The organism is Streptomyces sp. NPDC005648 (assembly GCF_040605395.1).
Lineage (GTDB): Bacteria > Actinomycetota > Actinomycetes > Streptomycetales > Streptomycetaceae > Streptomyces.
Genome location: NZ_JBEXCS010000049.1, coordinates 46,779 through 70,174, shown reverse-complemented (window position 1 = coordinate 70,174; position 23,396 = coordinate 46,779). Strand labels below are relative to the sequence as shown.

Genomic DNA, 23,396 nt, shown 5'->3' with positions numbered 1-23,396 from the left:
CCGTGAGACCGCCCCCGCACGATCGAAGTCCCGCTACACTCCCGCCACCCGGCGAAAAGACCAGGTCAGACAGCGAAATCCTGCTGGAGTACTAGCAATCACGTGAATATGACAGCGCAGAAGCAAAACCGTGGCAATGGTGTGCGGACACGCTTACTGCTGCGCCTTCGCCTGCTGTAATAGGTTAAGCCCGCGTGCCCGCGCTGTACGAGGGCCTTGATGGCGTGGGGGAAGGTGCTACCAGGCTCGCGCACCCAAGGTGGCCCAATGACTGTGGATCGACCGCTGATTTGGTTGAAGTCCGGGCTCAGTGCAGGGCTTCGATGGCCTTCACGATCAGAGCTCGGGCGTCTGCGCCGTAGACGGCCATGCTGCGCAGCCGCTCGAACGCTTTCATGTACAGGGCGATCTCGGAGGGTTGGGTGACGTTCACTTCGGCTGACACCAGCTCGACGGAGACGTGCTTGTCGTCGTAGATGTGGAAAGTCTCTTCGGGCCAGTGCGTGCGGCGAATGGTCGTGGGGATGACGCCGAGGGAGACGGCTGGTAGGGCGCCGGCGGTGAGGAGGTAGCCGAGTTGTGCTGCCATCGCGTTGGTCTCGGCCACCTGGGAGTGGAGTACGGCCTCCTCGATGACCACGATGAAACGGTGTCCCGGCTCGTGGATGATGCGGGAGCGTTCGAGTCGGGCGTGTGCGGCCTCGGTGCTGTCGTCGATGTCCAGGGCGTGGATGTTGGCGGCGATTCCGAGGACGGCGAGCGCGTAGCCCTCTGTCTGCAGCAGTCCGGGGACGATGCCGGAGGAGTAGATTCGGAAGTTCTCGGTCTCGCGGGACGCCTGCATCCTGCTGTGTTGGATGTGGCGTAGTCCGGTGCGGACCTGGTCGCGCCATTGGCGGTACATCGATTCGGCGTTGATGGACTGTACGACGAGATCCTGTGCTTGTTCGTCTGATCGGGTCGCGGTGCACCAGCGGCGGATGTCGTTTGTGGACGGTCCGGTGAGTGCGTTCTCGATGCGTGAGGTTTTGGAGTAGTGCCAGCCGCACGCGGCAGCCAACTGGACGACCGTCAGGCCGGCTTCCTTGCGGAGGTCGCGCAGCCGGTGGGCGACGGCTTCACGTGCGGCCTGGGCGGAGGAGGATGGCGAGGCGGGCATGGGGCGGCTGCCGGTGCTTTCTGGTCAGTGGATCTGGTACTGGTCGTGAGGGATCGCGCGGGCCCATACGGCCTCGAAGGACTCGGCGCACAGTTTCGCGGCGGCGGGGGCCTCGGAGATTTCATGGCCGGTCATGGCTCCGTCGCCGGAGAAGTGGCCCCACCGGATGATGTGGTCGTCGAAGAGCCAGAAGTCGTTGCCGGGCAGGGCGAGGTCCGAGGCGTTTCGGCGGGGCAGCCAGCGGACCTGTTCGCCGGCGTGGACGTTGACGCCGGTGGAGGCGTGTTCGTAGCGGATGTAGTCCGAGACGGGTTCGGAGACGATCCGGGCGCGGCGTACTGTGACGCCGCGTGCCACGGCGCGGGAGACCAGGTCCACCCAGGGTGCCCAGTCCCGTGATTCAGGGTCGGTGTCGAGGCGGCCGGTCTCCAGCCAGGTCCGGAAGTCGTCAGCTTCTGCGGCTACGCCGTAGTGATCTCGCATCTCAAGGTGCACAGCGGAGCGCGTGCACCTGTCCATGAGTTCAGCGATCGTCGGAACGATCGAGGACATCGCATGCCTCCCTGATCATGTGCACCATCCTGGCAGGGATGCGGATGACGGCCTCGTCCGCTGGGATGCCGACAGCATGGCCCGGCACTTCGAACGCGGCGCACTCTGCTGCGAGTTGAGGGCCCGGCTTCCATCCCTGGACGACGAGTTCACCCTTCTCCTGGTCGACCCATACGGTCGGTGAGTCCCCGGTCTTCGTGTCGGGGTCGATCCCGATGAACCGTAGCGGCATGACTGTCTCCATCCACGTGATGTGCAGTTCTTTGCGACACGGTCCGGCAGATGGCGTAGCTGGTCAAGTGGCCGAATTCGTCAATACCCAGGGCGGGTTGGCATGGATGCAAAGATCTGCACATTGCTGGCATTGGCGTTCAACGCGCTCCTAGCTTCAAGAGGCACGACGAGACCCGGCGACCATGCGAACGGCCCCGGGCGTGGCCGACTGGGCAGGGGCCGACATGGCGAACCGCACCACAGCAGTATCCGAGGGCACTGGACGCCGGCAGGCCGATCGCCCTGACATCACCGTCATGCGCGAGACCGTTCAGATTCTGCTGGACCCGGACGCCGTGGTGCTGCCCCCAACGGCAGATGAACTAGAGACGCTGACGCAGACGGTTCGGGGCCACCTGGAGTTGCTCATTCCTGAGGTCGAGCAGGCCGTCATGCTGTTGAAGAAGGACAGCATTCCTCGGTTCTGCGCGCTCGCGTGCGTGGGCGAGGCGCGGGGACGGCTCCGAACTGGGCCGAGCCGTAGATTCGGCGCAGAAGTCGGCTATGCCCGACGCCTGGCACGCGCCTTAAACGCTCTGTGCGACCACTACGAGAGCCTCGGCGCCCGCCCATGACTACGGCCATCGACGGAACTTGAAGTAGCTGCTCACCACTGGCAGAAGGCCACTGCGGCGTCATCGCCGGACTTGTACCGCGGCCACCGCCGCCCAGTGGGGTCCGTGGCCTCGACCCTACCTACGGTGTCGATCAGTTCACTGGGGCCTCCCGACCGGAGGGTGGCGAATGCTTCAGAACCCCTCTGCTGTGTTGCGTAGTTGCCGCTGCGCGAGCACGAGTCGTTGCAGGGCCTCCCTGTGCTCTGGCGTGTGCGTCTCATACTGCTCGACCTCGGCTTTCATCTCGGGTAGGACATCGTCCACTCGAAGATCAGTGATCACCGAGTGCCCCTGTGGTCCCTCGAACGCGATGGGAGAATCCGTGAGGACGAGATGGTCAAGCACGCCATGCCGGTGCCGCAGGACGGCAACCGTGGCGGATGGTGTCCCCGGATTCTTGACTGGAGGACGAAGAACCCGGCGAGACCGTGACGGTCAAGCAGCAACTGATCGGTCCCGACAAGGGGGTGCCATACCTGGGGGAGCCGAAGACCAAGCAGAGCTATCGGTCCGTTCCTCAAGGGCGTTCGGTCGTAGACGAGATCGCCCGGCATCGTGAGGAGTTTCCGCCGCAGGTCGTGTACATCGAAGATCGGACGAACCCGAGGAAGCCCGTTTGGCGCCATGCTCGTTTGCTGTACACCAGCGAGACCGGTGGGGCGATCCGGCGCGGTAGCTGGGCGAAGGTGTGGGCCCGCAACATCAGGCGGCGAACGCCTACCTGGCGAAGTCTGGGAGCAAGGTCCGTGTTCCCGGGGACACCGCGCTTCACGATCTGCGGCATTTCTATGCCTCGGTTCTGATCAAAAACGGGGCGACGCCGAGGCAGGTACAGAAGAGGCTCGGTCACGCCAAGCCGTCGATCACGCTAAACGTCTACACCCACCTGTGGGAGGCGGAGGCGGACCAGACCGCCGACATGATGGAAGCCGCGTTGAACGATGTGTCCTGAGAGTGCCGCGTGAGGGGCGCCAGACGCCGCCCCCTGAATCTAGGGGGCGGCGCCGCAGTCCAAGCCCTGCCCAGGCGTTCTGTGTTCACCCGGCTGCTGTTGAGGGCGGGACCCTGGCGGAAAACGAACCCGCAGAGTCCGCTTTGCGGCAGAGGTAAAGTAACTCAACGTTATAGACCGATGCCTACTTGTGATCAATGCCCGACTTCCCTGACCATGGTGTTACCGATGGAGAGGGAGTAATGATCAAGCGGAAGTGGCAAAAGAGTTCAAGGTCGGCCAGTGGCTGCAATTGCCTTGAGGTGGCGATTTTCCTCAATCGAATTAACGTCCGCGACTCGAAATGTCCATCAGGTCTACAACTTTCCTTCAATGTTGTCGCTTGGCGAAATTTCGTCCGGAATGTTCCTAGCGTTGACGAGGCTTATGCTTAAGGTCTTATCCCAACCTTTTATTCGGCGTGCCGGGGGAATGTGTGACATCTCATAATCGGTGGAAACGGTGGACCCTCTGGTCGGTATTAGTTGCCGGCGCCATTTCTTTCATTGCTTTCGCTCCATTTATACTGCGCGCGACAGCCCCGTCTGATATGAACTGGTCTAGGCTGAGTGAAGTTAGTCAGGCTTATGGTGCAGTGGCGGCGCCCTTCTCTGCGGCAGCCTTCTTGGGTGCCGTATTTTCGATTGTCTACCAGGTCAGGCAAACACGAAGTATGCACGAAGAGATATGGTCCTCTCTGCACAGGGAATTGATGCTGCGTGCAATTGACGATGAGACTTTAATGCAATGCTGGGATCCGCCGGTGGAGCCGATGACATTCATGAGCGCTCGGCAATTGACGTACTGCAACCTGATTTATCGTCAATGGCTGGCGGATTATGTGGTCGGGCGAATGACGCCTGCAGCGGTTCGAGTCACGCTGGAAATTCATTTCAGGGGAGAGGTTGCGCGTCAACACTGGAAAAATGGTGGAGATGACTGGCTCGCGTGGGCGAGGGCTAACGCGAACCGACGTGATCTTGAGTTTGTGAAATTGACTCATGCAGTGTACGAAGAAGCTGTTGCGGGAGGCCCGCCGGTTGAGTCCGCATCCTACTTTCTACCCTCGGGGGAATAGTTGCGGGGGCGAGTCGATTCCAGCAAATGCAGACAAGCGGCTACCAGCCGCCGGTGCGCCGCCCGCCCGCTGGTCGATGCCGAGCCGTGCGCAGTGACAGCGACAAGACCCGGGGTCGTCCCCCCGAGGCGAACGGCTAACCGACGGTCACCTTGAACGCCGCTGCTGCGACGCCTCAGCGGAGATGGGCTTGTGCGGCGGCTGGTCGACGGGAGTGTGGGCAAGCGGTGAGCGTCTCCAAGTGCCCTGAGAGTGCCCTGGAAGGGGGGGCAGGTGCCGAGTGCCCAGTTCAGGGCATCGGCTGTACACCCTGTGCGGAGGTGCCGTCCCTTCGGTGTTCGTGGCTTTCTCTCCTAAGTGCTGTCCCGTAAGTGGGATCAGTGCTCGGCGGGCTTCAGAGGAAGGCCAGCGGGACGTCCTTCTCGATGCAGAGTCGCAGGACGCCTGCCAACTGGCGGGCGTCCGCAATGTGCTGCTTGAGGAGCTGGTCGCCGCCCTCCCGCGCCCACTGGTCGCTGATCGCCTCCAACCGGGGCAGGATCACCGCGCACTCGGCAGGCGAGAGGTCGTCACCGCCGGCATCCGGATGATCGAGAAATGGCTCCAGAACGGTGGACACCTCGCTCCACGGGCCCTCGCCGCCGAAGCCCGACATCTCGGAGAGGACGAACCCCTCGGCCTCCGCCAGACATCGCCGAAACGCGGCGAAGCCGCTATAGGACCAGGAGACATCCGGACTGCTGTTGTCTCCGTCGCCCGGGAAAAGAACCAGCCCCATGTGCCCTCCCGCTTGCCGAGCCCACAGGATCGAGGACACGGAGCAGCCTCGGCAACTGGAATGATCTTGGTGTGGCTGGTGTAATCACGGCGTCGGAGCCGACCTGGATAGCCCCGTTCACCGGGCTGAGCCCGCGTGCCTTCGGAAAGCTGGTGACGGTTCTGCGTCGTGAGGGTGCCGACGCGGTCCGCAAGGGCCGCCCGTGGAGCCTTGCGCTGGAGGACCGGGCACTGCTGGTCGCGACCTACTGGCGAACGAACCTGACCATGCGCCAGCTCGCGCCGCTGTTTGGGGTGTCGAAGTCGGTGGCGGACCGCATCATCGACCACCTCGGACCGATGCTCGCCCTCCAGCCCCGCAAGCGGTTCGCCAAAGACGCCGTGCTCATTGTGGACGGCACGCTGGTCCCCACCCGCGACCACACCATCGCCGCGCAGTCGAAGAATTACCGGTACTCCACCAACCACCAGGTCGTCATCGACGCCGACACCCGCCTGGTAGTCGTGGTCGGCCGGCCGCTCGCCGGGAACCGCAACGACTGCAAGGCATGGGAGGAGTCCGGCGCCAAGGCCGCAGTCGGCAAGACCACCACGATCGCCGACGGCGGCTACCCGGGCACCGGACTGGTCATCCCGCACCGCCGCGAGCGAGGCCAGGCCACACTTCCGGACTGGAAAGAAGAACACAACAAATCCCACAAGCAGGTCCGGGCTCGAGTCGAGCACGTCTTCGCCCGCATGAAGACTTGGAAGATCCTCCGCGACTGCCGCCTCAAAGGCGACGGCGTCCACCACGCCATGCTCGGCATCGCCCGGATGCACAACCTCGCCCTCGCCGGATAGCCCAACGGGCGGTATGGCAGCCCGCTACGCCCGAGGCGACTCAAAGATCATTTACGGGACAGCCCTTAGGGTGGGCGCAGCAAGGCACCGCACGTGCGCTCCGAAGGGAGTTCGGCCATGTCCGGCTGGACCGTCAACGACATTCCCGGTCAGACCGGCCGTATCGCCGTCGTCACCGGCGCCAACAGCGGGATCGGGTACGTCACCGCGCGAGAGCTCGCCCGCAAGGGGGCGCGAGTGGTGCTCGCGTGCCGGAGCGAGGCGCGGGGGAACGCGGCGGCGGACCGGATCGCCGCCGAAGTCCCGGACGCGATGGCCGAGTTCGCCCGACTGGACCTCGGCGACCTGGGCTCCGTGCGGGACTTCGCGGAGGGCTTCCGCTACGACCATCTCGACCTGCTCGTCAACAACGCCGGGGTGATGGCGCTCCCGTACGGCACCACGGCCGAAGGCAACGAGACCCAGTTCGGCGTCAACCACCTCGGCCACTTCGCCCTGACCGGCCTTCTGCTGCCGGTGCTCCTCGACACCCCCGGCGCCCGCGTGGTGACCGTCTCCAGCGGGATGCACGCGCTCGCCAACATCGACATCGCCGACCTCAACAGCGAGCGCCGCTACCGCCGTTGGGTCGCCTACGCCCGCTCCAAGACCGCCAACCTGCTCTTCACCCACGAGCTGTCGCGAAGGCTCGTGGCACAGGGCGCGGACATGGTCGCGGCGGCGGCGCACCCCGGGTACGCGGCGACCAATCTGCAGGGCGCCGGGCCCCGTATGGAGGGGCGCCGGCTGACGGAGCGGGTGATGGAGCTCGGCAACCGGGTCTTCGCGCAGTCGGCGGCGGCGGGGGCGTTGCCCGTCCTGCACGCGGCGACGGCTGCCGGCGTACGGCAGGACTCGTTCACCGGACCGTCGGTCATGATGTGGCGCGGGACGCCGGGGCCGTCCTGGCGGGCACCGTGGACCCTCAACGACGAGGCGGGGGAGCTTCTTTGGAGCGCCTCCGAGCGGCTGACGGGCGTTTCGTACGACGCCTTGAAGGGGTGAGGCGGGCCGGCGCCTGTTCCGCCGCGTCCCGTACGCGTGCCGGGTCGTCCGACGCCTTGCCCACCACCCGCAGGCCCTGCACAGCAGCACCAGCAGCATCCGGGCGAGGGCGAGGGCGAGGGCGAGGGCGAGGATGAGCGGATCGCGGCCGGCCGACCGGTGTTGGTCACCAGGCAGCCGTTGAGGCGGAGTCGGGCATCGGAGGCCTCGGCGGCGTAGCGGCGGATCGCCACGGCTCCCGCGGCGGCGACTCCGCGGCGCGCGCCCCCTCCCCCCCTACGCCGCCCGCACCTCGTACGTCGCCACCCGCACCGTCTCGTCGTCCAGGCACTGCCCGCTCTCCAGGTCGAACCGCTGCTTCAGCAGGGGCGAGGCGACGAACGGGCGGCCCTGGTGGGTGCCGGTGAGGCCGCGGGAGAGGACCGCCGCGCCGCCGAAGGGGTCGCGGTTGTCGATGGCGTACAGGGTGCCGTTGCGGTCGCGGAACAGGGCCGCCTGGCGGCCGTCGGGCAGCAGCGCCGCCACGCCTCGGCCGGGGAGCAGCTGGGTGAGGTCGCAGACCGTCAACCAGCCGTCCTCGAGCTGCAGTTGGACCTTCAGATCGGTCGTCTCGGGTGCCAGGGTCATCGCTGGGCGCTTCCTTCCAGGACGTCTTGAGCGGGGCGCATGCCGATGGAGAGCAGCGGCAGGTCGGGCTTCATCTGGTCGCGTTCCGGCACGAAGCCGACGACCGGGTCGGGGGTGTCGGGGGCGTTCACGAAGGACACGAACCGGGCGAGCTTGTCGGGGTTGTTGATGGTGGTCGCCCACTCGTCGGCGTAGTTCGCCACATGCGCCGCCATCAGGGACTCCAGTTCCTCGCAGATGCCGAGGGAGTCCTCCACCACCACGTCCCGGACATGGTCCAGGCCGCCGGGGACGCGCTCCAGCCAGGTGGAGGTGCGCTCCAGACGGTCCGCCGTGCGGATGTAGAACATCAGGAACCGGTCGATCAGCTTGATCAGTTCGGCGTCCGTGAGGTCCTGGGCCAGCAGGTCCGCGTGGCGCGGGGTGGCGCCGCCGTTGCCGCCGACGTAGAGGTTCCACCCGCCCGCGGTGGCGATGACGCCGAAGTCCTTCGACTGGGCCTCCGCGCACTCGCGGGCGCAGCCCGACACCGCCGACTTCAGCTTGTGCGGGGAGCGCAGGCCCCGGTAGCGCAGCTCCAGGTCGATCGCCATACGGACCGAGTCCTGGACGCCGTAGCGGCACCAGGTGGAGCCGACGCAGGACTTCACCGTGCGCAGCGCCTTGCCGTAGGCGTGGCCGGACTCGAAGCCGGCGTCCACCAACCGCATCCAGATCAGGGGGAGTTGTTCGACCCGGGCGCCGAACATGTCGATCCGCTGGCCGCCGGTGATCTTCGTGTAGAGGCCGAAGTCGCGGGCGATCTCACCGATCGTGATCAGGCCCTCGGGGGTGATCTCACCGCCGGGGATGCGCGGGACGACCGAGTACGAGCCGTTCTTCTGGAGGTTGGCCAGGAAGTGGTCGTTGCTGTCCTGGAGGGCCGCCTGCTCGCCGTCCAGGACATAGCCGCTCGCGCCGATCGTCGGGGCGAGGGAGGCGATGATGGAGCCGACCGCCGGCTTGCAGACCTCGCAGCCGTCGCCGCCCCTGGCGCCGTCGCGGCCGTAGCGGTCGAGGAGGTCCTGGTAGGTGTTGACGCGCAGGGCGAGGACGATCTCGTAGAGCTCCTCGCGGGTCTGGGAGAAGCAGCCGCACAGGCCCTTGTCGACCTCGACGCCGGACGCCTCCAGCTCGGCGGTGACCAGCTGGCCGAGCACCTTCACGCAACTGCCGCACGTGGTACCGGCCTTGGTGCACTTCTTCACCTCGGGCACGGTGGTGCAGCTGTGCTCGGTGACCGCCCCGCGGATCGTGCCCTTGCGGACGTTGTTGCAGGAGCAGATGATCGCGTCGTCCGGCAGCGCGGTGGGGCCGAGCTGGACCGACTCACCGGCACCGGCGGGCAGTACGAGCGACTCGGGCCTGACCGGCGGGACGGAACCGGTGAAGGCCTTCAGCGTGCCGTAGGCCTCCGCGTCGCCGACCAGGATGCCGCCGAGCAGCGTGCCGTCGCGGCCGATGACCAGCTTCTTGTACAGACCGGCGCGGGAGTCGGAGTAGACGACGTCCAGGCAGTCCTCGGTGGTGCCGTGCGCGTCACCGAAGGAGGCGACGTCGACACCGAGCAGCTTCAGCTTGGTCGAGAGGTCGGCGCCCGTGAACGACGCCTCGTCGGCGGCGATGGTGGCCGCGGCCGTCTCCGCCTGCTCGTAACCGGGGGCCACCAGGCCGTACACCCGGCCGTCGGCGGCCAGCGCGCACTCGCCGATCGCGAAGACACGCGGGTCCAGGACCGTACGGCACTGCTCGTCGACGGCGATGCCACCGCGCTCACCGACCGACAGGCCGCAGTCCCGGGCGAGCTGGTCCCTCGGCCGGACTCCGGCACTGAACACCACCATGTCCGTGGCGAGTTCGGAGCCGTCGGACAGCTTCATGCCGGTCACGGCACCGTCCTCGCCGACCACGATCTCCTGCGTGCCGACACCCGTGTGGACGGTCAGGCCCATCTCCTCGATGGTCCGCAGCAGGGCCGCGCCGCCGCCCTCGTCGACCTGCACCGGCATCAGCCGCGGCGCGAACTCCACGATGTGGGAGGTGAGTCCGAGGCCCTTGAGCGCATCCGCGGCCTCCAGGCCGAGCAGACCGCCGCCGACCACCGCGCCGGTCGTACGGGTCTTGGCGTACTCCTCGATCGCCAGCAGGTCCTCGATGGTGCGGTAGACGAAGCAGCCCCGCGCGTCCTTGTTGGGGACGGGCGGCACGAAGGGGAAGGAGCCGGTGGCGAGGACGAGGGTGTCGTACTCGAAGACCCGGCCCGACTTCGCGGTGACCCGCCTCGCCTCGCGGTCGACGGTCTCGGCCGGGTCGCCGACGTAGAGCTCGATGCCGTGGCCGTCGATGAACTCCATGTCCGTCATGGACAGTTCCTCGGGTGTCCTGCCCGAGAAGTACGAGGTGAGCGCCACGCGGTCGTAGGCGGGACGTGGCTCCTCGCACAGCACCACCACGCGGTGCGTGGCGGTCAGGCCGCGCTCGGCGAGCGCTTCGAGGAAGCGCTGGCCGACCATGCCATGGCCGACGAGCACGATCGTGGGGGTGCCGGTGGACATCAGGAGCCTCCATCGTTGGTGAGCAGGTGGAGCAGGGGGCCGCCGTCGGAGGGGAGCGGCTCCGCTCCCTCCCAGGCGCGGGCGAGCGCGCCGACGGTGCCGAGTTCGCCGACGAGGACCCCGCCGACCAGGCGGTCGTCACGGACGACGACCTTGCGGTAGGTACCGCGGGTGGCGTCCGCCAGCTGGACGACGTCGTCCCCGGGACGCGGCTCCGTCTCGCCGAACGCGGCGAGGTCGAAGGGGGAGTCCGGCCCGTCGAGGGTGAGCCGGGTCAGTGAACGGGTGCCGGTGTAACGGGCGTTCGCCCGTCCGGCGAGCGACTCGGCCAGCACGTCGGCCTGTTCGAGCGCCGGAGTGGCGAGCCCGTACACGGTGCCGTCGTGCTGCGCGCAGTCGCCGATCGCCCGTATGTACGGGTCGGAGGTGCGGAGTTCGTCGTCGACGACGATCCCCTTGCGTACGTCGAGGCCGGCGACCCGGGCGAGACCCACCCGGGGGTGGACCCCGCAGGCCAGCACCACCAGGTCCGCGTCGAGCGCGTACCCGTCGTGCATCTCGACCGAGCGGACCGCGCCGCCGACGCAGCGCACGTCACGGACCCGGGTCTCGGTGTGGATCTCGACGCCGAGGTCCCCCAGATGCCGCTTCACGAGCTTGGAGGCGCTCGGGTCGAGCTGGCGCTCCATCAGGCGCTCGCCCTGCTGGGCCAGCACCACCTGCGCGCCGCGCCGGGCGAGCGCGCGGGCCGCGGAGACCCCGAGCAGCCCGCCGCCGATGACGACCGCCCGCACCCCCGGCCGTACGGCCTTGGAGAGCCCCAGGCAGTCGTCCATCGTCCGGAACGCGTGCACACCCTCGGGCAGCACACGGTCCTTGGTGAACAGGCCGCGCAGGGGCGGGAGTACGGGGTTCGAGCCGGTGGCCAGGACCAGTGTGTCGTATGCGATCTTCGAGCCGTCCGCGAGGTGTACGGCTCGCACCTCGCGGTCGATGCCCGTGACCTGGCCGCGGGTCAGTTCCGCGGGCGCGGGCAGCGCGATCACCTCGGGCTGGTACCGCCCGGCCAGCACCTCGGCCAGGAGCACCCGGTTGTACGGGCGGTGCTCCTCGTCGCCGATCAGCGTCACGGGCGTGCCGCGCTCGCCGAGCCGCCGGGCGAGCCGGACGCCCGCGAGGCCGGCGCCGATCACCACCACACGCGTATTCGAGGTCATGTCCAGGAGCGTGCGATGCGGGTGTTACCCGGCAGCATCACCTCTGTTTCCCGCGAGGAACGCTGCCCTCTTCGGTAGCGCGAACGGGGTGTGAGGGTTCGGAGAACGCGCCGGGGGTGTGGTGTGAGATCGGCCGGGGTGGGGTGAACCGAACCCCGGGTCCCCGTGCAGGCACCATCGTGTACGACCGGGTGCGCGGCGAGGCTGGTGACATCCGGTTTCACCAGTTCACACCGGCTCACGCCCAGGGAGAAGCACCATGGACACCGCCCGGAACATCCCGGTTCACGACACCGCCGCCGCATGGCTGTGGCGCATCGTCCGCGAGCCGTTCACCGCGGGCACCTGGCGCCGTTTCGCATACGCCGTGATCGCCTTCCCGGTGACTGTGGCGTGCGTCCCACTGGCTCTGCTGGGGGCGCCGACCGGCCGCCGGCAGCGGGCACTGGTACGGCGGCTGCTGCGAGACACGGAGATGGCCGACGGCCCGCGCTCGGGGCTCCTGCACGCCCTCGTCGCGACCCCGCTCAACCTGCTGACGGCCCTCGTCACCCTCTACGGCTGGCTGATCGTGCCGATGAACCTCGCCTGGCCGCTGCGCGCCGGCTCCGACTACTCCCACGCGTGGGGCGGGCCCACCTTCGCCGGGGCATGGGCGTTCCACGCGATCCTCGGCGGCCTGGGCTTCCTGCTGCTGATGCCGTGGGTGGGACGGGGCCTGGCGGCCGTGCAGACGCGAGTGGCGCGGCGGCTGCTGAGTCCCGGGACTGTTCTACGTTGACCGTCGTGAAACGCCTCCGGCTCCTCCTCTCCGCCTCCTTCGGCCCCCACGCCCTGGCCGCGCTGCTCTACGGCGTGATCGCCTTCCCGCTCGCGCTCCTCGGGTGCTTCCTGACGGTGGCGGGGCTCGCGTTCGGCGGGCTGCTCTCCGTCACCACCCTCGGGTTGTGGCTGGTGGCCGGGACGGTGCGGGGAGCGTCGGCGCTCGGGGCGGTGCAGCGCGGGCTGGCCCGGCGGCTGCTCGGGGTGGAGATCGGGGAGCCGGTGCCGCCGCGCGGGAGCGGAGTCCTCGGGTGGCGGCGGGCGGTGCTGGGGGAGCGGGCCGGGTGGCGGGCCGTTGCATCGGCCCTGCTGACCCCGTTCACCGCTGTTCTGCCGTACATCGCGGTGTTCGTCGGATACGTCTACGGCGTCCTGTTCACCCTCCATCCGCTGCTCGGGTCCCTCGACTCCCTGGAGTTCTTCGGCCGGCAGGCCGACACGGGGCCGTACACGCTGATCCCGTTCCTCCTCGGGCTGCTGCTTCTCGCCGTCGCGCCCCGGCTCCTGCGGCACGCGCTCACCCCCCACCGCGCCCTGCTGACGGCGCTGCTCGGTCCCAGCGCCGCCGATCGCCGTATCCGCACCCTGGAGGAGACCCGCGCCCAGGCCGTCGAGGACGCCGTCGCCACCCTGCGCCGTATCGAACGCGATCTTCACGACGGCACCCAGGCCCGGCTGGTCGGCGTCGCCATGCACCTCACCATGATCCGCGAGCTGATCGGCTCCGGTGCGGACGCGTCCCGGCTGCTCACCGTCGTCGACACCGCCCAGACCAACGCCACCCAGGCCATCACCGACCTGCGCGCCCTGGTCAAGGGCATCCATCCCCCCGTACTCGACGAGGGCCTTCCCGCCGCCCTGACCACCCTCGCGGCCGACAGCGCCCTCCCCGTCACCCTCACCACCGACGTCCCCGCCCGGCCGACCCCCGCCGTCGAGTCCATCGCCTACTTCTGCGCCGCCGAACTCCTCGCCAACGCGGCCAAGCACAGCGGGGCGTCGGCCGTCACCGTCGACGTGGACACCCACGACGGGCTCCTCCGCCTCCGCGTCACCGACGACGGCCGGGGCGGCGCGGTCGTCGGGGCCGGCTCCGGGCTCACCGGTCTGCTCGCCCGTGTCCGTACCGTCGACGGCACGCTCACCTGCGTCAGCCCGCCCGGAGGCCCTACGGTGGTCACCGTCGGGCTGCCCCTGTGACAGGGGCGGCCACCGGCCGGAACGGGAGTGCCATGCGTGTCGTCATCGCCGAGGACTCGGCCCTGCTCCGCGACGGACTGGCCCAGCTCCTCCAGCTGCGGGACGTCGAGGTGGCGGCCGCCGTGCCGGACGCGGAGGCCCTCCTCACCGCCGTCGCCGAACACGCCCCGGACGTGGCCGTCGTGGACATCCGCCTGCCGCCCACCCAGACCGACGAGGGCGTGCGGGCCGCCCTGCGTCTGCGTGCCGAGCACCCCGGCACCGGGATCCTGCTCTTCTCCCAGTACGTCGAGACGGCCCACGCCTCCCGTCTGCTCGCCGACCCCTCGGGGTTCGGCTACCTCCTCAAGGAACGGGTCGCCGACATCGGCGAGTTCGTGGGCGCGCTGGAGCGGATCGCGGCCGGCGGCACCGCGCTCGACCCCGAGGTGGTCGCCCAGCTCTTCGGGGCGAGCCGCCGTACGACCGCCCTGGACCGGCTGACGCCCCGCGAGCGCGAGGTCCTCGCCCTGATGGCCGAAGGCCGCGCCAACCACACCATCGCGACGACGTTCACCGTCACCGAGCGGGCGGTCGAGAAGCACATCGCCAACATCTTCGCCAAGCTCGATCTGCCACCGTCGCAGGAGGGACACCGGCGGGTGCTGGCGGTGCTGCGGTACCTGGAGAGCACGAAGGCGTCGTGAACACCGCCTACGGGCAGCAGACCGTCCCGGGCTACGGTGCCCTGATGACGACTCAGGTGATCGTGCTCAACGGCGGTTCCAGCTCGGGCAAGTCGAGCCTTGTGCGCGCCCTGCAGACGGTGCTGCCCGAGCCGTGGCTGGCCTTCTCGATCGACGGGTTCGTCGAGCTGCTGCCCGTGCCGATGCGGGACGCGCTGGTCTCGGACGACGGAGACGTCCATGTGGGGCCGGAGTTCAGCAGGTTGGAGGCGGCCTGGCGGGAGGGTGTCGCGGCGACCGTGCGGGCGGGTGCTCCCGCGCTGATCGACGACGTCTTCCTCGGCGGACCGGACTCCCAGCAGCGGTGGCGGAAGTCGCTGGCCGGTCTGGACGTGCTGTGGGTCGGCGTGCGCTGCGAGCCCGCCGTGGCGGCCGAGCGGGAGAGGGGACGGGGCGACCGGCCGCCCGGCATGGCACGGAAGCAGGCGGAACTGGTCCACCGGGGCGTGGAGTACGACCTGGTGGTCGACACCACGCACACCGAGCCCGCGGACTGCGCGCGGACCGTCGCGCGGGCGGTCAGCGACGGCTGCCCGTGAGGTGCGCGAACACGACCAGGTTGCCCTGGTAGCCGGTCGAACGGGAGTACCCGCCACCGCAGGTGATGACCCGTAGCTCGGGCCGGTCCGCCGCGCCGTACACCTTCTGGTCCGGGAAGCGCCGGGCGTCGTACACCTCCACCGCGTCCACACCGAACACGGCGACGCTGCCGTCCCGTCGGTCCACCTCGATACGGCTGCCCCTCCTCAGGGCGCCGAGATCGTAGAAGACGGCGGGGCCGTCGGCGTTGTCGACATGCCCGGCGACCACGGCCGTTCCCGTCTCCCCGGGCGTGGTGCCGGCCTCGTACCAGCCGGCGAGGTTCCTCTTCGCCGCGGGCGGCACGTCGAGGCTGCCGGTGGAGGTGAGGGCGAGGCCCATGAGGGGGGCGTCCACATGGATCGAGGGGATGCGGATGCGGTCGGGCGGTGAGGGCGGCAGCGCGGGCGCGGACCGGACGTCGGCGTGTGCGGCCGAGCGAGCCTGCGCGGCGGAGGGCTGCGGCGGTGCGTGGGTCTCGGCGCCGCTGCGCAGCAGCCACGCGCCGCTGCACAGGGCGGCCACCGTGACGGCGCCTATGGCGGCATTGCTGACTCTGCGCACGCGAGCCTCCCAGGGATCCGGGGGCCGACGGGATCCGGGAGCGGACGGCGTCCCGGGGTCGGCCCGGTCCCCCTCCGGGCCGCGAGGGGCGTCGGACCCGGAGGGGGAGGGACATGCGGTACCGGCGGACGGACAGCGGAGGGTGTCCGTCAGATCCCGTCGCCTCTCGCCCGGCGATGCAGGAGCCAGGTACCGCCCGCGGCGGCGACGGCGAGAGCCGCCACACCGGCCGCGGTCTGCACGGGGTCGGGGCCCATCACGCCGCCGACCCCCGTCTTCACACTTCCCCGGGGCTGCACCTGCCCGCGCGCCGCGGTCAGTGTCACCACCAGGTCGCCGGAGACCTCCCGGCCGCCCTCGGCGCAGGTCGCGTCGATCTCGTACGTCCCCTGCTGCGCGCTGGGCGGCACCCGGAACTGCCCGATCGCGTCACCCGCGTGCGTGGTCGGCGCCAGTGTGAAGGCGCCCGCGCCCACCGCGCTCGCGTCGCCGGCCGCCGTACCGCCGTCGCCGCACGCCGAGGTGTTCACGGTGACCTGACCGCCCGGCACGACCGAGGACGGGTACACCTCCAGACCGCCGCCGTCCGACTCGCCGTACGCGGGCGCGGCCAGGAACCCCGCGGCTGCGACGGCGAGCGCGGTACCCGCGAGCAGACGGGCGGTACGTCGCATCGGTGCTCCCTCGAGCTCTCACTGATGTCCCCTTGCCCTTCCGAGGTAAGTCGCAGCGAGCCGAGCGCGCTTCCTGAGCGTGTGTCAGAAATGGGGTGAATGGGTGTCAGAAGGGCGGAAGGGTGAGCCGATTCGAGGATGTTTCAGCAGGTCACCGCCGTGTGGCGAGGTCCGGTTGCAAGAGCACCCGAAGGACGGAGGGCGCGGGGGTGAACGGGTGACGCCGGGCGGCGGTGAGGGGAACCGTCAGGGTTCCCCGGCATGTGCCTCGTCGGCAAGAAGGCCCAGCAGGATGATGTCGAGCGCCCCGGCGAGGCGCTCGTGCAGGTCGAACGGGGCCGGTTCCTCGCGGATCCAGCGCAGGATCGTCGAGAAGTAGCAGGCGGCCAGCAGTTGGCCGGCCTGGTCGCAGTCGACGCCTGCCCTGGTCTCCCCGCGTTGCCGCCCTCGCTCGACGATCCTGGCGAGTTCGATGTCCAGGGACGGGTCCTGAAGGAGGTACCCGTAACGCGCTGAGGCGTCCATCAGGACGGTGGTCTCCGCGCGGGAGGCGACGTTGAGGTCGCCCATCTCCTTCAGGTAGCGGCGCAGCCGGTCGCCGACCGGCAGGTCCTCGGCGTGCTCCGCTCCGAGGATCTCAGCGACGCGGGCGCGGCGGCGGACTCCCCATTCCTCGAGGAAGCCGACCTTCTGCGTGAAGTGGTTGAAGACGGTGGCCCGGGCGACATCGGCGGCCGCGGCGATCTGCTCCATGGTGGTCGCCTCGTATCCCTGGGCGACGAAGAGACCGACCGCCGTGTCATACAGCTGGTCGTGCAGCTTCCGACGCCTGCGCTCCTGGCGCCCCACGGCCGCGCCACCCTCGGAGGCGGCTGCCGCGTCCCGGATCTTCATGGCCCCCAGTACAACACAGGGCCGCACGACTCTTGACGCCTTCCCGGCATCTATCTAGATTCCTCTCCATTGTTGGACTCAAGTCCACCAGTGGATGGAAGTCTCGCGCTGTTGATCGCGGGACTCCGACGAGGAGGCAACGTGGCTTCCGTGACATCCCGGACGGGCCGTATCGAGCTCGGACACGGCTGTTACGCCTGGATCGCGGGCGATGTCGGATGGGGCATGAGCAACGCCGGGCTGATCACCGGCCGGGGCGCGTCACTGCTCGTCGACACCCTCTACGACCTGCGGCTGACCAAGACCATGCTGGACGCGCTGGCGCCGCTGACCGCCCGGGCACCGATCTCCACCGTGGTCAACACCCACGGCAACGGCGACCACTGGTTCGGCAACCAGCTCCTGTCCCACGCCGAGATCATCGCGGCCCGCGGGTCCGTGGCGGACATGCGGCAGGTGGGCCCCGCGGAGATGCGGGCGCTGACCGGCATGGACAGCCCTGCCGGGCACTTCGCCCGCCGGATCTTCGGCCGCTTCGACCACACCGACATCGAACCCGTCCTCCCGAACCGCGTCTTCGACGGCGAGACCGCCCTCGACATCGGCGGGACGGAGGTCCGCCTCATCGACGTGGGCCCCGCGCACAGCGCGGGCGACACGATCGTCCACGTGCCGCGGGCCCGGACCGTCTACACCGGCGACATCGTCTTCGCCGGGGCGGCGCCGGTCGTCTGGCACGGTCCCTTCGCCCGCTGGCTCGCCGCCTGCGACCTGCTGCTGGGCCTCGACGCCGACATCGTCGTACCCGGCCATGGCCCGGTCACCACCAAACAGGCCGTCCGCGAGATCCGCGACTACCTCGAATACGTCCACGAGCAGGCCACCGCCCGCTTCACCGCCGGCATGCCCGCCATGGACGCGGCCCGCGACATCCGCCTCGGCCGCTTCGCCGACCTGGACGAGAGCGAACGCCTGGCCGTGAACGTGCACACCGTCTACCGGGAGCTAGACCCCGCACTGCGCCCGCTCGACGGCCCCGGACTGTTCGGCTGCATGGCCGAGCTCCGCCCCCGCGTCTGACAGCGCTTCCCACCATCCCTCTCGGGCCGTACGTCCCGCCAACCCTCCAAGGAGGAGACATGGTCTCCACCCCTGCCTACGACCCACCTGCCGCCCCGCCGTCCGCTGTCGCACCGGCCGCCACGGCGCGCCACACCGGCACGATCATCGCCGGCTGTCTGGCCGTCTGCCTGGCCCAGATCGGGCTGGTCCTGCCCGCCGCGATCAACGGCGTCATACAGCGCACCCTCCAGACGTCCGGTGGAGAACTGACCTGGATCAGTGACGCCTTCCTGGTGCCCGCCGCCGTATTCGCGCTGACCTTCGGCGTCGTGGGCGACCTGTACGGCCGCAGGAAACTGCTGGTCGGCGCGGCGCTGCTGTCCGCCGTCGGCTACCTGGTGTCCGCCACCTCCCACTCGGCAGCCCAGCTGATCACCGGGCAGGCGATCTCCGGCGTCGGAGCCGCCGCGCTCTTCCCCGCATCCCTGTCGATGATCACCGCGATCACGCCGACACCGGCCGCGCGAGCCAAGGGCCTGGCCTCCTGGACCACGGCCTTGTCGCTGGGTGCCTTCCTCGCCCCGCTGATGTCCGGCGGGATCGTCGAACACGCCTCCTTCCAGTGGGCGTTCGGTGTGACCGGCGTGCTCGCCGTGATCACCGCGGTGGGTGCCTGGCTGCTGGCTGCCGAGTCCAGCGCCCCCCAGGGCCGCTCACTCGACCGGCCTGGCCAGATCACCATCGCCGTGGCCATGCTCGCCCTGCTGTACGGCATCATCCAGGGCCCCTCGGACGGCTGGGGCTCGGCACCCGTCGTCGCCTCTTTCGTCGCCTTCGCCGTGTTCATCGTCGCGTTCGTGACGGTGGAGAACCGCGGCGCGGCCCCGATGCTGCGCCTGGAGCTGTTCCGCAATACGGCCTTCGCCGCGTCGGCCGCGATGGCGGTGATCGGCATGTTCGGCTTCCTCGGCGGCGCGTACGACCTGAGCATCCGCCTAGGCGTCATCCAGCACCGAAGTCCCTTCCAGGCCGCGGTGCCCTTCCTGGTCATCCAGGGCGTCACCCCGCTCATCTGGCCGCTGCTGGTCCGGCTGCTGCACCGCGTGGGCCCCGGCCCCATGCTCGTGACCGGATTCGTCTCGCTGGCCGGCGCGCAACTGTGGCTGCGGGCGGTGCCGATCCACGAAAGCGGCCTGGTGCCCCTGCTCGGGCCGCTGGTGCTCAACGGTGTCGGTTTCGGCCTGGTCGTCGCCGCCCTGACCGCGGCCGCCGTCAACGTCGTACCGCCCGCCCTGACCGGCATGGCCGGCGCCACCACCAGCCTGGTCCGCGACCTCGGTCAGACCCTCGGCCCGGCCGTCGTCGGCGCCGTCGCCCTCGGCATGGCCACGCGCCGGCTCACCGGCAGCCTCTCCGACGCGGGCCTCACCCCCAAGGAGCACGGCATCGCCTCCGCCGTCCTGCACGAGGGCGGCCCGCTCGCCCTGCACAGTGCCGACCTGGGCCCGCTGAGCGCCAAGCTCGCCCCGCTCACCGAGCACGCGCTGGCAAGCGGCTACAACAACGGGCTGATCCTCACCGCCGCCGCCTGCGTGACCGCCGCTGTGATCGCCGCCGTCTTCGTCGGCTTCCGACGCGGCGGCACCGGGCCGGCCGAGGCGGAGAGGAGCGCGGCGTGAAGGTCGCAAGCTTCGTCCACGACGGGAAGCGGCAGTCGGGAGTCGTCGCCGACGACCAGCTCCACCCCTTCGAACACCCCGTCGACCTCCTGGACCTGATCGTGGCGGGCGAGGAGGCTCTGCGCGGTGCGGGAGAACGAGCCCTGCACGCCTCCCTGCCCGTGCCCCTCGCCGACGCGCGGCTGCTGCCCCCGCTGCAGCCGCCCACCGTTCGCGACTACATGACCTTCGAGAGCCATGTCGCGGGCGTCGCCCGGGGATACGGCGACACCGTCCCCGAGGAGTGGTACGCCGCGCCCGCGTTCTACTTCACCAACCCGTACGCGATGATCGGCGCCCACGACGACGTGCCGGTACCGCCGGGCTGCGGGCGCTTCGACTTCGAGCTGGAAGTCGCGGCCGTCATCGGCAAGGCGGGCCGGGATCTGACGCCCGAGCGGGCGCGTGACCACATCCTCGGCTACACGATCCTGGGCGACTGGTCCGCCCGCGACCTCCAGGGCCGCGAGATGAGGGTCAAACTGGGCCCGGCCAAGGGCAAGGACACCTCCACCACCCTCGGCCCCTGGCTCGTCACCGCCGACGAACTCGAACCCCACCGTGACGCCGACGGTTTCCTCGACCTCGCCCTCACCGTCGCCGTCAACGGGAAGTCGGTCGGCCAGGACCGACTGGCCAACATGGCTTGGACGTTCGAGGAGATGGCCGCCTACGCCTCCCGCGGCACCTGGATCCGCCCCGGCGACGTCCTGGGCTCCGGCACCTGCGGCAACGGCGGCTGCCTGGCCGAACTCTGGGGCCGAGGCGGCGTCCTGGAACCCCCGCCGCTCGTCCCCGGCGACAGCGTCACCATGACGGTGGAGGGCATCGGCACCATCAGCAACACCGTCGTCGAGGGCGTCGCCCCGGTGCCTCTGCCACCTGCCCGCCGCAGGCGATGACCAAGGAGTTCGCCCGCCGGTACGCTCAACTTTGAAGACCCGGTAATGAAAGCCTCTTCACAGGTTGAAATTCCTGCCGTGGTCTTTAAAGGGCTGTTCTGGGGACGATGAGAATTCCCTTGAAGCGGGCCGTGAAGCGACGCCGGGCCCGAATCGTGCCGAACACTGCTGTGCATGGCCACGACCGTCCATGATGCGACCGCGCCCCAGCACCAGCCCGCGTACGCCCGCCCCGCGATGCTGGTCATCGTCGTGCTCGCCGCCGTGCTCTACACCTGGGGCATCGACCACAGCCAGTACCACACGTTCTACGCCAATGCCGTGCGCAGTATGACGGAGAGCTGGAAGGCGTTCTTCTTCGGTTCTTTCGACCCCGGTAATTCCATCACGCTCGATAAATTTCCCGGATTCCTCTGGCCGCAGGCGTTGTCCGCCCGGATCTTCGGATTTCACGCGTGGGCGCTGGTCCTCCCCCAGGTCCTCGAGGGCGTGGCGAGCCTGCTCGTGCTGCATCGCCTGGTACGCCGCTGGGCGGGGATCGAGGCCGCGCTCGTCGCCGACGTGGCGTTCCTGGTGACGCCGGTCGCCGTGGGGCTGTTCCGTACGGCGGTGGAGGACCCGGCCTTCACGCTGTGCGTGCTGCTCGCCGCCGAAGCGACCCAGCGGGCCGCCAGGGAGGGCCGGCTGCGGACCCTGGTGCTCGCCGGAGTATGGGTCGGCGTCGGTTTCCAGAGCAAGATGCTGGAGGCGTGGGCGGTACTGCCCGCCCTCGCCCTGGTGTACCTGCTGTCGGCGCCGATCGCGTTGCGCCGGCGGCTGGTGCATCTGGGGGTGTCCGCCGCGGTGATGACCGCCGTCTCGCTGTCCTGGATGCTCGCCGTCACCTTCACCCCGGCCAAGTACCGGCCCTATGTGGATGGCACCACCAACAACTCCGCGTTCAGCATGGTGATCGGCTACAACTTCCTGAACCGCTTCTCCTCGCTCGGCATCAGCGCCGCCTCCACGGGCAGCGTGAGCGCGACCCAGGGCGGGCGGGGAGGCGGCGGGGCGGGAAGCCCTGCGGGAGGCCCGGCCGGCCGATATGGCTTCACGGGCGCGGGCGCCAGTACCGGTACCGTCACCCGCCGTGCCGGCTTCGGTGCGGGTGGCCAGGACGGCTGGTCGAAGATGTTCGGCGCGTCGCTCGCCTCGCAGACCGGCTGGCTGTACCCCTTCGCCGCCGTCTCCGTCGTCTGCGGCCTGCTGTGGCGCCGGGGACGACCGCGCACCGACGGCGTCCGGGCCGGATTCCTGCTCTGGGGCACCTGGTTGGCCACGTTCTTCCTGGTCTTCAGCGCGGGCAGCGTCGGCGGCCACACCTACTACATGGGCGTGATCGCCGTACCGCTGGCAGCGCTCACGGGCGGCGGCACCGTACTGATGTGGCGCGCCTACCGGGCGAGGGGCCGACGGGCCTGGGCGCTGCCGGCCGCGGTGGCGGCCACGGCGGTGTGGGACGTCCGTCTCGCGGGGGAGTTCCCCTCGTTCCTGCCGTGGCTGGCGCCCGCGGTGGGGGTGCTCGGTGCGGTCGCCGTGGTCCTGCTGGCCCTGGCCCGCCCCGGTGGCCGAGCCCGGGTGCCGTCGGGACGAAGGTTCGCCCTGGCCGGGCCGGCGGCGGCCCTGGCGGCGGTGCTGATCGCGCCGGGCGCGTGGGCGGCGCAGGTGTTCAGTCCCGACTACCGCGATACCGGCATGGGAGCGGTCGGCCCGTCCGCCACGAACGGCGGACGTGCGGCGTTCGCGGCGGCCGGGGCGTCGAGGTCGTCGTCGCCGTTCACCTCGGCGGGCGGCCGGACCGGCAGACCGCGCTGGGGCGGCGGAGCCGGCAGGGACGGCAGCCGCGCCGGAGCGGGCGGCTTCGGCGGCTTCGGCGGTGTCCGCGGTACAGGTGGCGCGGGTGGCTTCGGCGGTATCGGTTCGGACGGTGGACTCACCACGGTCCAGCGGAAGTTGCTCGCCTACACCACCGCGCACCAGGGCTCGGCCTCGTACACCTTCGCCACCACCGGCTGGAACAGCGCGTCCCCGTTCATCCTCGCCGCCGGCGCCCATGTCCTGCCGCTCGGCGGCTTCAGCGGCCGGGTGCCGTTCCCCACGGAGCCGCAGTTCCGGCAGCTCGTCGACACGGGCAGGCTGCGGTACGTGCTGGTGGGCGGCGGTCGCGGTAGGGGCGGCTTCCGGTCCGGCGGGGCGGGCGGCGGCACGGGCTCCGGTACGACGACCACCGCGCGGATCACCCGGTGGGTCGAGTCCGCCTGCACCCGCGTCCCGGCGTCGGCCTACGGCGGCACGGACACAGCGGCGGCCGCGGGAGGGACCGTGACGGCCGCCACCCAGGTGCTGTACCGCTGCACCCCTGCGACATGACCGCAGGGCCGGCCGACTCGACCGCCGGCCGGCCGGCCCGACACCCCTACATCCGTGCTCAGTTCACATGCACCG

At 69.8% G+C, this 23,396-nt stretch carries 24 protein-coding genes and 1 pseudogene; 14 read left to right on the top strand and 11 right to left on the bottom strand.

Annotated elements, in window-relative coordinates:
- Positions 1 to 307 precede the first annotated feature (307 nt).
- From ABZT17_RS26235 to ABZT17_RS26225, 3 genes are read right to left on the bottom strand one after another with little or no spacing between them, the layout of a single operon-like run.
- Positions 308 to 1,159: a helix-turn-helix transcriptional regulator gene (locus ABZT17_RS26235; RefSeq protein WP_356352041.1), complete on the bottom strand. Its 852-nt coding sequence runs from the start codon at positions 1,157 to 1,159 to the stop codon at positions 308 to 310.
- A gap of 24 nt (positions 1,160 to 1,183) precedes the next feature.
- Positions 1,184 to 1,711 carry a DUF6879 family protein gene (locus tag ABZT17_RS26230; RefSeq protein ID WP_356352040.1) on the bottom strand — a complete coding sequence of 176 codons (528 nt, stop codon included), beginning with the start codon at positions 1,709 to 1,711 and terminating at the stop codon, positions 1,184 to 1,186.
- The gene (locus tag ABZT17_RS26225) at positions 1,683 to 1,943 is read right to left on the bottom strand and encodes a hypothetical protein (protein WP_356352042.1); all 261 of its coding nucleotides are present in this window, start codon (positions 1,941 to 1,943) and stop codon (positions 1,683 to 1,685) included. The genes ABZT17_RS26230 and ABZT17_RS26225 overlap by 29 nt, the downstream gene beginning before the upstream one ends.
- 226 nt (positions 1,944 to 2,169) lie before the next feature.
- On the opposite strand from ABZT17_RS26225, the gene ABZT17_RS26220 reads away from it, so the two are divergent.
- The 4 genes from ABZT17_RS26220 (at position 2,170) to ABZT17_RS26205 (ending at position 4,670) form a co-directional block, all read left to right on the top strand.
- Positions 2,170 to 2,559 (top strand): DUF6415 family natural product biosynthesis protein, encoded by a 390-nt coding sequence (locus tag ABZT17_RS26220; RefSeq protein ID WP_356352039.1) that lies wholly within the window; start codon positions 2,170 to 2,172, stop codon positions 2,557 to 2,559.
- A 730-nt stretch (positions 2,560 to 3,289) separates the two neighbouring features.
- Positions 3,290 to 3,553: a tyrosine-type recombinase/integrase gene (locus ABZT17_RS26215; RefSeq protein WP_356352038.1), complete on the top strand. Its 264-nt coding sequence runs from the start codon at positions 3,290 to 3,292 to the stop codon at positions 3,551 to 3,553.
- Positions 3,554 to 3,750: 197 nt separating this feature from the next.
- Positions 3,751 to 3,987, top strand: a complete 237-nt coding sequence (locus ABZT17_RS26210) for a DUF397 domain-containing protein (protein ID WP_356352037.1) — start codon at positions 3,751 to 3,753, stop codon at positions 3,985 to 3,987.
- A 155-nt stretch (positions 3,988 to 4,142) separates the two neighbouring features.
- The gene (locus ABZT17_RS26205) at positions 4,143 to 4,670 is read left to right on the top strand and encodes a DUF6082 family protein (protein ID WP_356352036.1); all 528 of its coding nucleotides are present in this window, start codon (positions 4,143 to 4,145) and stop codon (positions 4,668 to 4,670) included.
- 394 nt (positions 4,671 to 5,064) lie between these two features.
- Here ABZT17_RS26205 and ABZT17_RS26200 read toward each other — a convergent pair whose 3' ends face one another.
- Positions 5,065 to 5,448, bottom strand: a complete 384-nt coding sequence (locus tag ABZT17_RS26200; RefSeq protein WP_356352035.1) for a hypothetical protein — start codon at positions 5,446 to 5,448, stop codon at positions 5,065 to 5,067.
- Positions 5,449 to 5,519: 71 nt separating this feature from the next.
- Here ABZT17_RS26200 and ABZT17_RS26195 point away from each other — a divergent pair, with 71 nt between their 5' ends.
- Positions 5,520 to 6,290, top strand: a complete 771-nt coding sequence (locus ABZT17_RS26195) for a transposase (RefSeq protein ID WP_356352034.1) — start codon at positions 5,520 to 5,522, stop codon at positions 6,288 to 6,290.
- A gap of 117 nt (positions 6,291 to 6,407) precedes the next feature.
- Positions 6,408 to 7,334 (top strand): oxidoreductase, encoded by a 927-nt coding sequence (locus ABZT17_RS26190; protein WP_356352033.1) that lies wholly within the window; start codon positions 6,408 to 6,410, stop codon positions 7,332 to 7,334.
- Here the strand turns inward: ABZT17_RS26190 and ABZT17_RS26185 are convergent.
- The 4 genes and pseudogenes from ABZT17_RS26185 to ABZT17_RS26170 form a co-directional block, all read right to left on the bottom strand.
- A pseudogene (locus tag ABZT17_RS26185) lies at positions 7,333 to 7,445 on the bottom strand (TetR family transcriptional regulator); the annotation flags it as partial. The gene ABZT17_RS26190 and the pseudogene ABZT17_RS26185 sit on opposite strands and share 2 nt — an antisense overlap.
- Before the next feature lie 165 nt (positions 7,446 to 7,610).
- On the bottom strand, positions 7,611 to 7,961 hold the full coding sequence (nirD, locus tag ABZT17_RS26180; protein ID WP_356352032.1) for a nitrite reductase small subunit NirD: 351 nt from the start codon (positions 7,959 to 7,961) through the stop codon (positions 7,611 to 7,613).
- Positions 7,958 to 10,555: a nitrite reductase large subunit NirB gene (nirB, locus tag ABZT17_RS26175; RefSeq protein ID WP_356352031.1), complete on the bottom strand. Its 2,598-nt coding sequence runs from the start codon at positions 10,553 to 10,555 to the stop codon at positions 7,958 to 7,960. Before nirB ends, nirD begins: the two co-directional genes overlap by 4 nt.
- Positions 10,555 to 11,772 (bottom strand): FAD-dependent oxidoreductase, encoded by a 1,218-nt coding sequence (locus tag ABZT17_RS26170; RefSeq protein ID WP_356352030.1) that lies wholly within the window; start codon positions 11,770 to 11,772, stop codon positions 10,555 to 10,557. The genes nirB and ABZT17_RS26170 overlap by 1 nt, the downstream gene beginning before the upstream one ends.
- 259 nt (positions 11,773 to 12,031) lie before the next feature.
- Here ABZT17_RS26170 and ABZT17_RS26165 point away from each other — a divergent pair, with 259 nt between their 5' ends.
- The 4 genes from ABZT17_RS26165 to cpt are packed head-to-tail and all read left to right on the top strand — an operon-like array spanning position 12,032 to position 15,058.
- Positions 12,032 to 12,553, top strand: a complete 522-nt coding sequence (locus ABZT17_RS26165) for a hypothetical protein (protein WP_356352029.1) — start codon at positions 12,032 to 12,034, stop codon at positions 12,551 to 12,553.
- A gap of 5 nt (positions 12,554 to 12,558) precedes the next feature.
- Positions 12,559 to 13,794, top strand: a complete 1,236-nt coding sequence (locus ABZT17_RS26160; protein WP_356352028.1) for a sensor domain-containing protein — start codon at positions 12,559 to 12,561, stop codon at positions 13,792 to 13,794.
- Between the two features lie 32 nt (positions 13,795 to 13,826).
- Positions 13,827 to 14,480, top strand: a complete 654-nt coding sequence (locus ABZT17_RS26155) for a response regulator transcription factor (protein WP_356352027.1) — start codon at positions 13,827 to 13,829, stop codon at positions 14,478 to 14,480.
- 44 nt (positions 14,481 to 14,524) lie between these two features.
- Positions 14,525 to 15,058 (top strand): chloramphenicol phosphotransferase CPT, encoded by a 534-nt coding sequence (cpt, locus tag ABZT17_RS26150; protein WP_356352026.1) that lies wholly within the window; start codon positions 14,525 to 14,527, stop codon positions 15,056 to 15,058.
- Here the strand turns inward: cpt and ABZT17_RS26145 are convergent.
- The 3 genes from ABZT17_RS26145 to ABZT17_RS26135 all read right to left on the bottom strand — a co-directional run bounded on the left by ABZT17_RS26145 (position 15,039) and on the right by ABZT17_RS26135 (position 17,230).
- Entirely contained in the window at positions 15,039 to 15,662 is a 624-nt protein-coding gene (locus ABZT17_RS26145) for a class F sortase (protein WP_356352025.1), read from the bottom strand. The two genes, cpt and ABZT17_RS26145, sit on opposite strands and share 20 nt — an antisense overlap.
- A 149-nt stretch (positions 15,663 to 15,811) precedes the next feature.
- Positions 15,812 to 16,336 carry a hypothetical protein gene (locus ABZT17_RS26140; RefSeq protein ID WP_356352024.1) on the bottom strand — a complete coding sequence of 175 codons (525 nt, stop codon included), beginning with the start codon at positions 16,334 to 16,336 and terminating at the stop codon, positions 15,812 to 15,814.
- Positions 16,337 to 16,582: 246 nt separating this feature from the next.
- Positions 16,583 to 17,230 (bottom strand): TetR/AcrR family transcriptional regulator, encoded by a 648-nt coding sequence (locus tag ABZT17_RS26135; RefSeq protein ID WP_356352023.1) that lies wholly within the window; start codon positions 17,228 to 17,230, stop codon positions 16,583 to 16,585.
- Positions 17,231 to 17,371: 141 nt separating this feature from the next.
- On the opposite strand from ABZT17_RS26135, the gene ABZT17_RS26130 reads away from it, so the two are divergent.
- The 4 genes from ABZT17_RS26130 (at position 17,372) to ABZT17_RS26115 (ending at position 23,321) form a co-directional block, all read left to right on the top strand.
- Positions 17,372 to 18,310 carry an MBL fold metallo-hydrolase gene (locus ABZT17_RS26130; protein WP_356352022.1) on the top strand — a complete coding sequence of 313 codons (939 nt, stop codon included), beginning with the start codon at positions 17,372 to 17,374 and terminating at the stop codon, positions 18,308 to 18,310.
- Positions 18,311 to 18,369: 59 nt separating this feature from the next.
- On the top strand, positions 18,370 to 19,971 hold the full coding sequence (locus ABZT17_RS26125; protein ID WP_356352021.1) for an MFS transporter: 1,602 nt from the start codon (positions 18,370 to 18,372) through the stop codon (positions 19,969 to 19,971).
- Positions 19,968 to 20,912, top strand: a complete 945-nt coding sequence (locus tag ABZT17_RS26120; RefSeq protein WP_356352020.1) for a fumarylacetoacetate hydrolase family protein — start codon at positions 19,968 to 19,970, stop codon at positions 20,910 to 20,912. Before ABZT17_RS26125 ends, ABZT17_RS26120 begins: the two co-directional genes overlap by 4 nt.
- A 174-nt stretch (positions 20,913 to 21,086) precedes the next feature.
- Entirely contained in the window at positions 21,087 to 23,321 is a 2,235-nt protein-coding gene (locus tag ABZT17_RS26115; protein ID WP_356352019.1) for a glycosyltransferase family 39 protein, read from the top strand.
- Positions 23,322 to 23,396 lie beyond the last annotated feature (75 nt).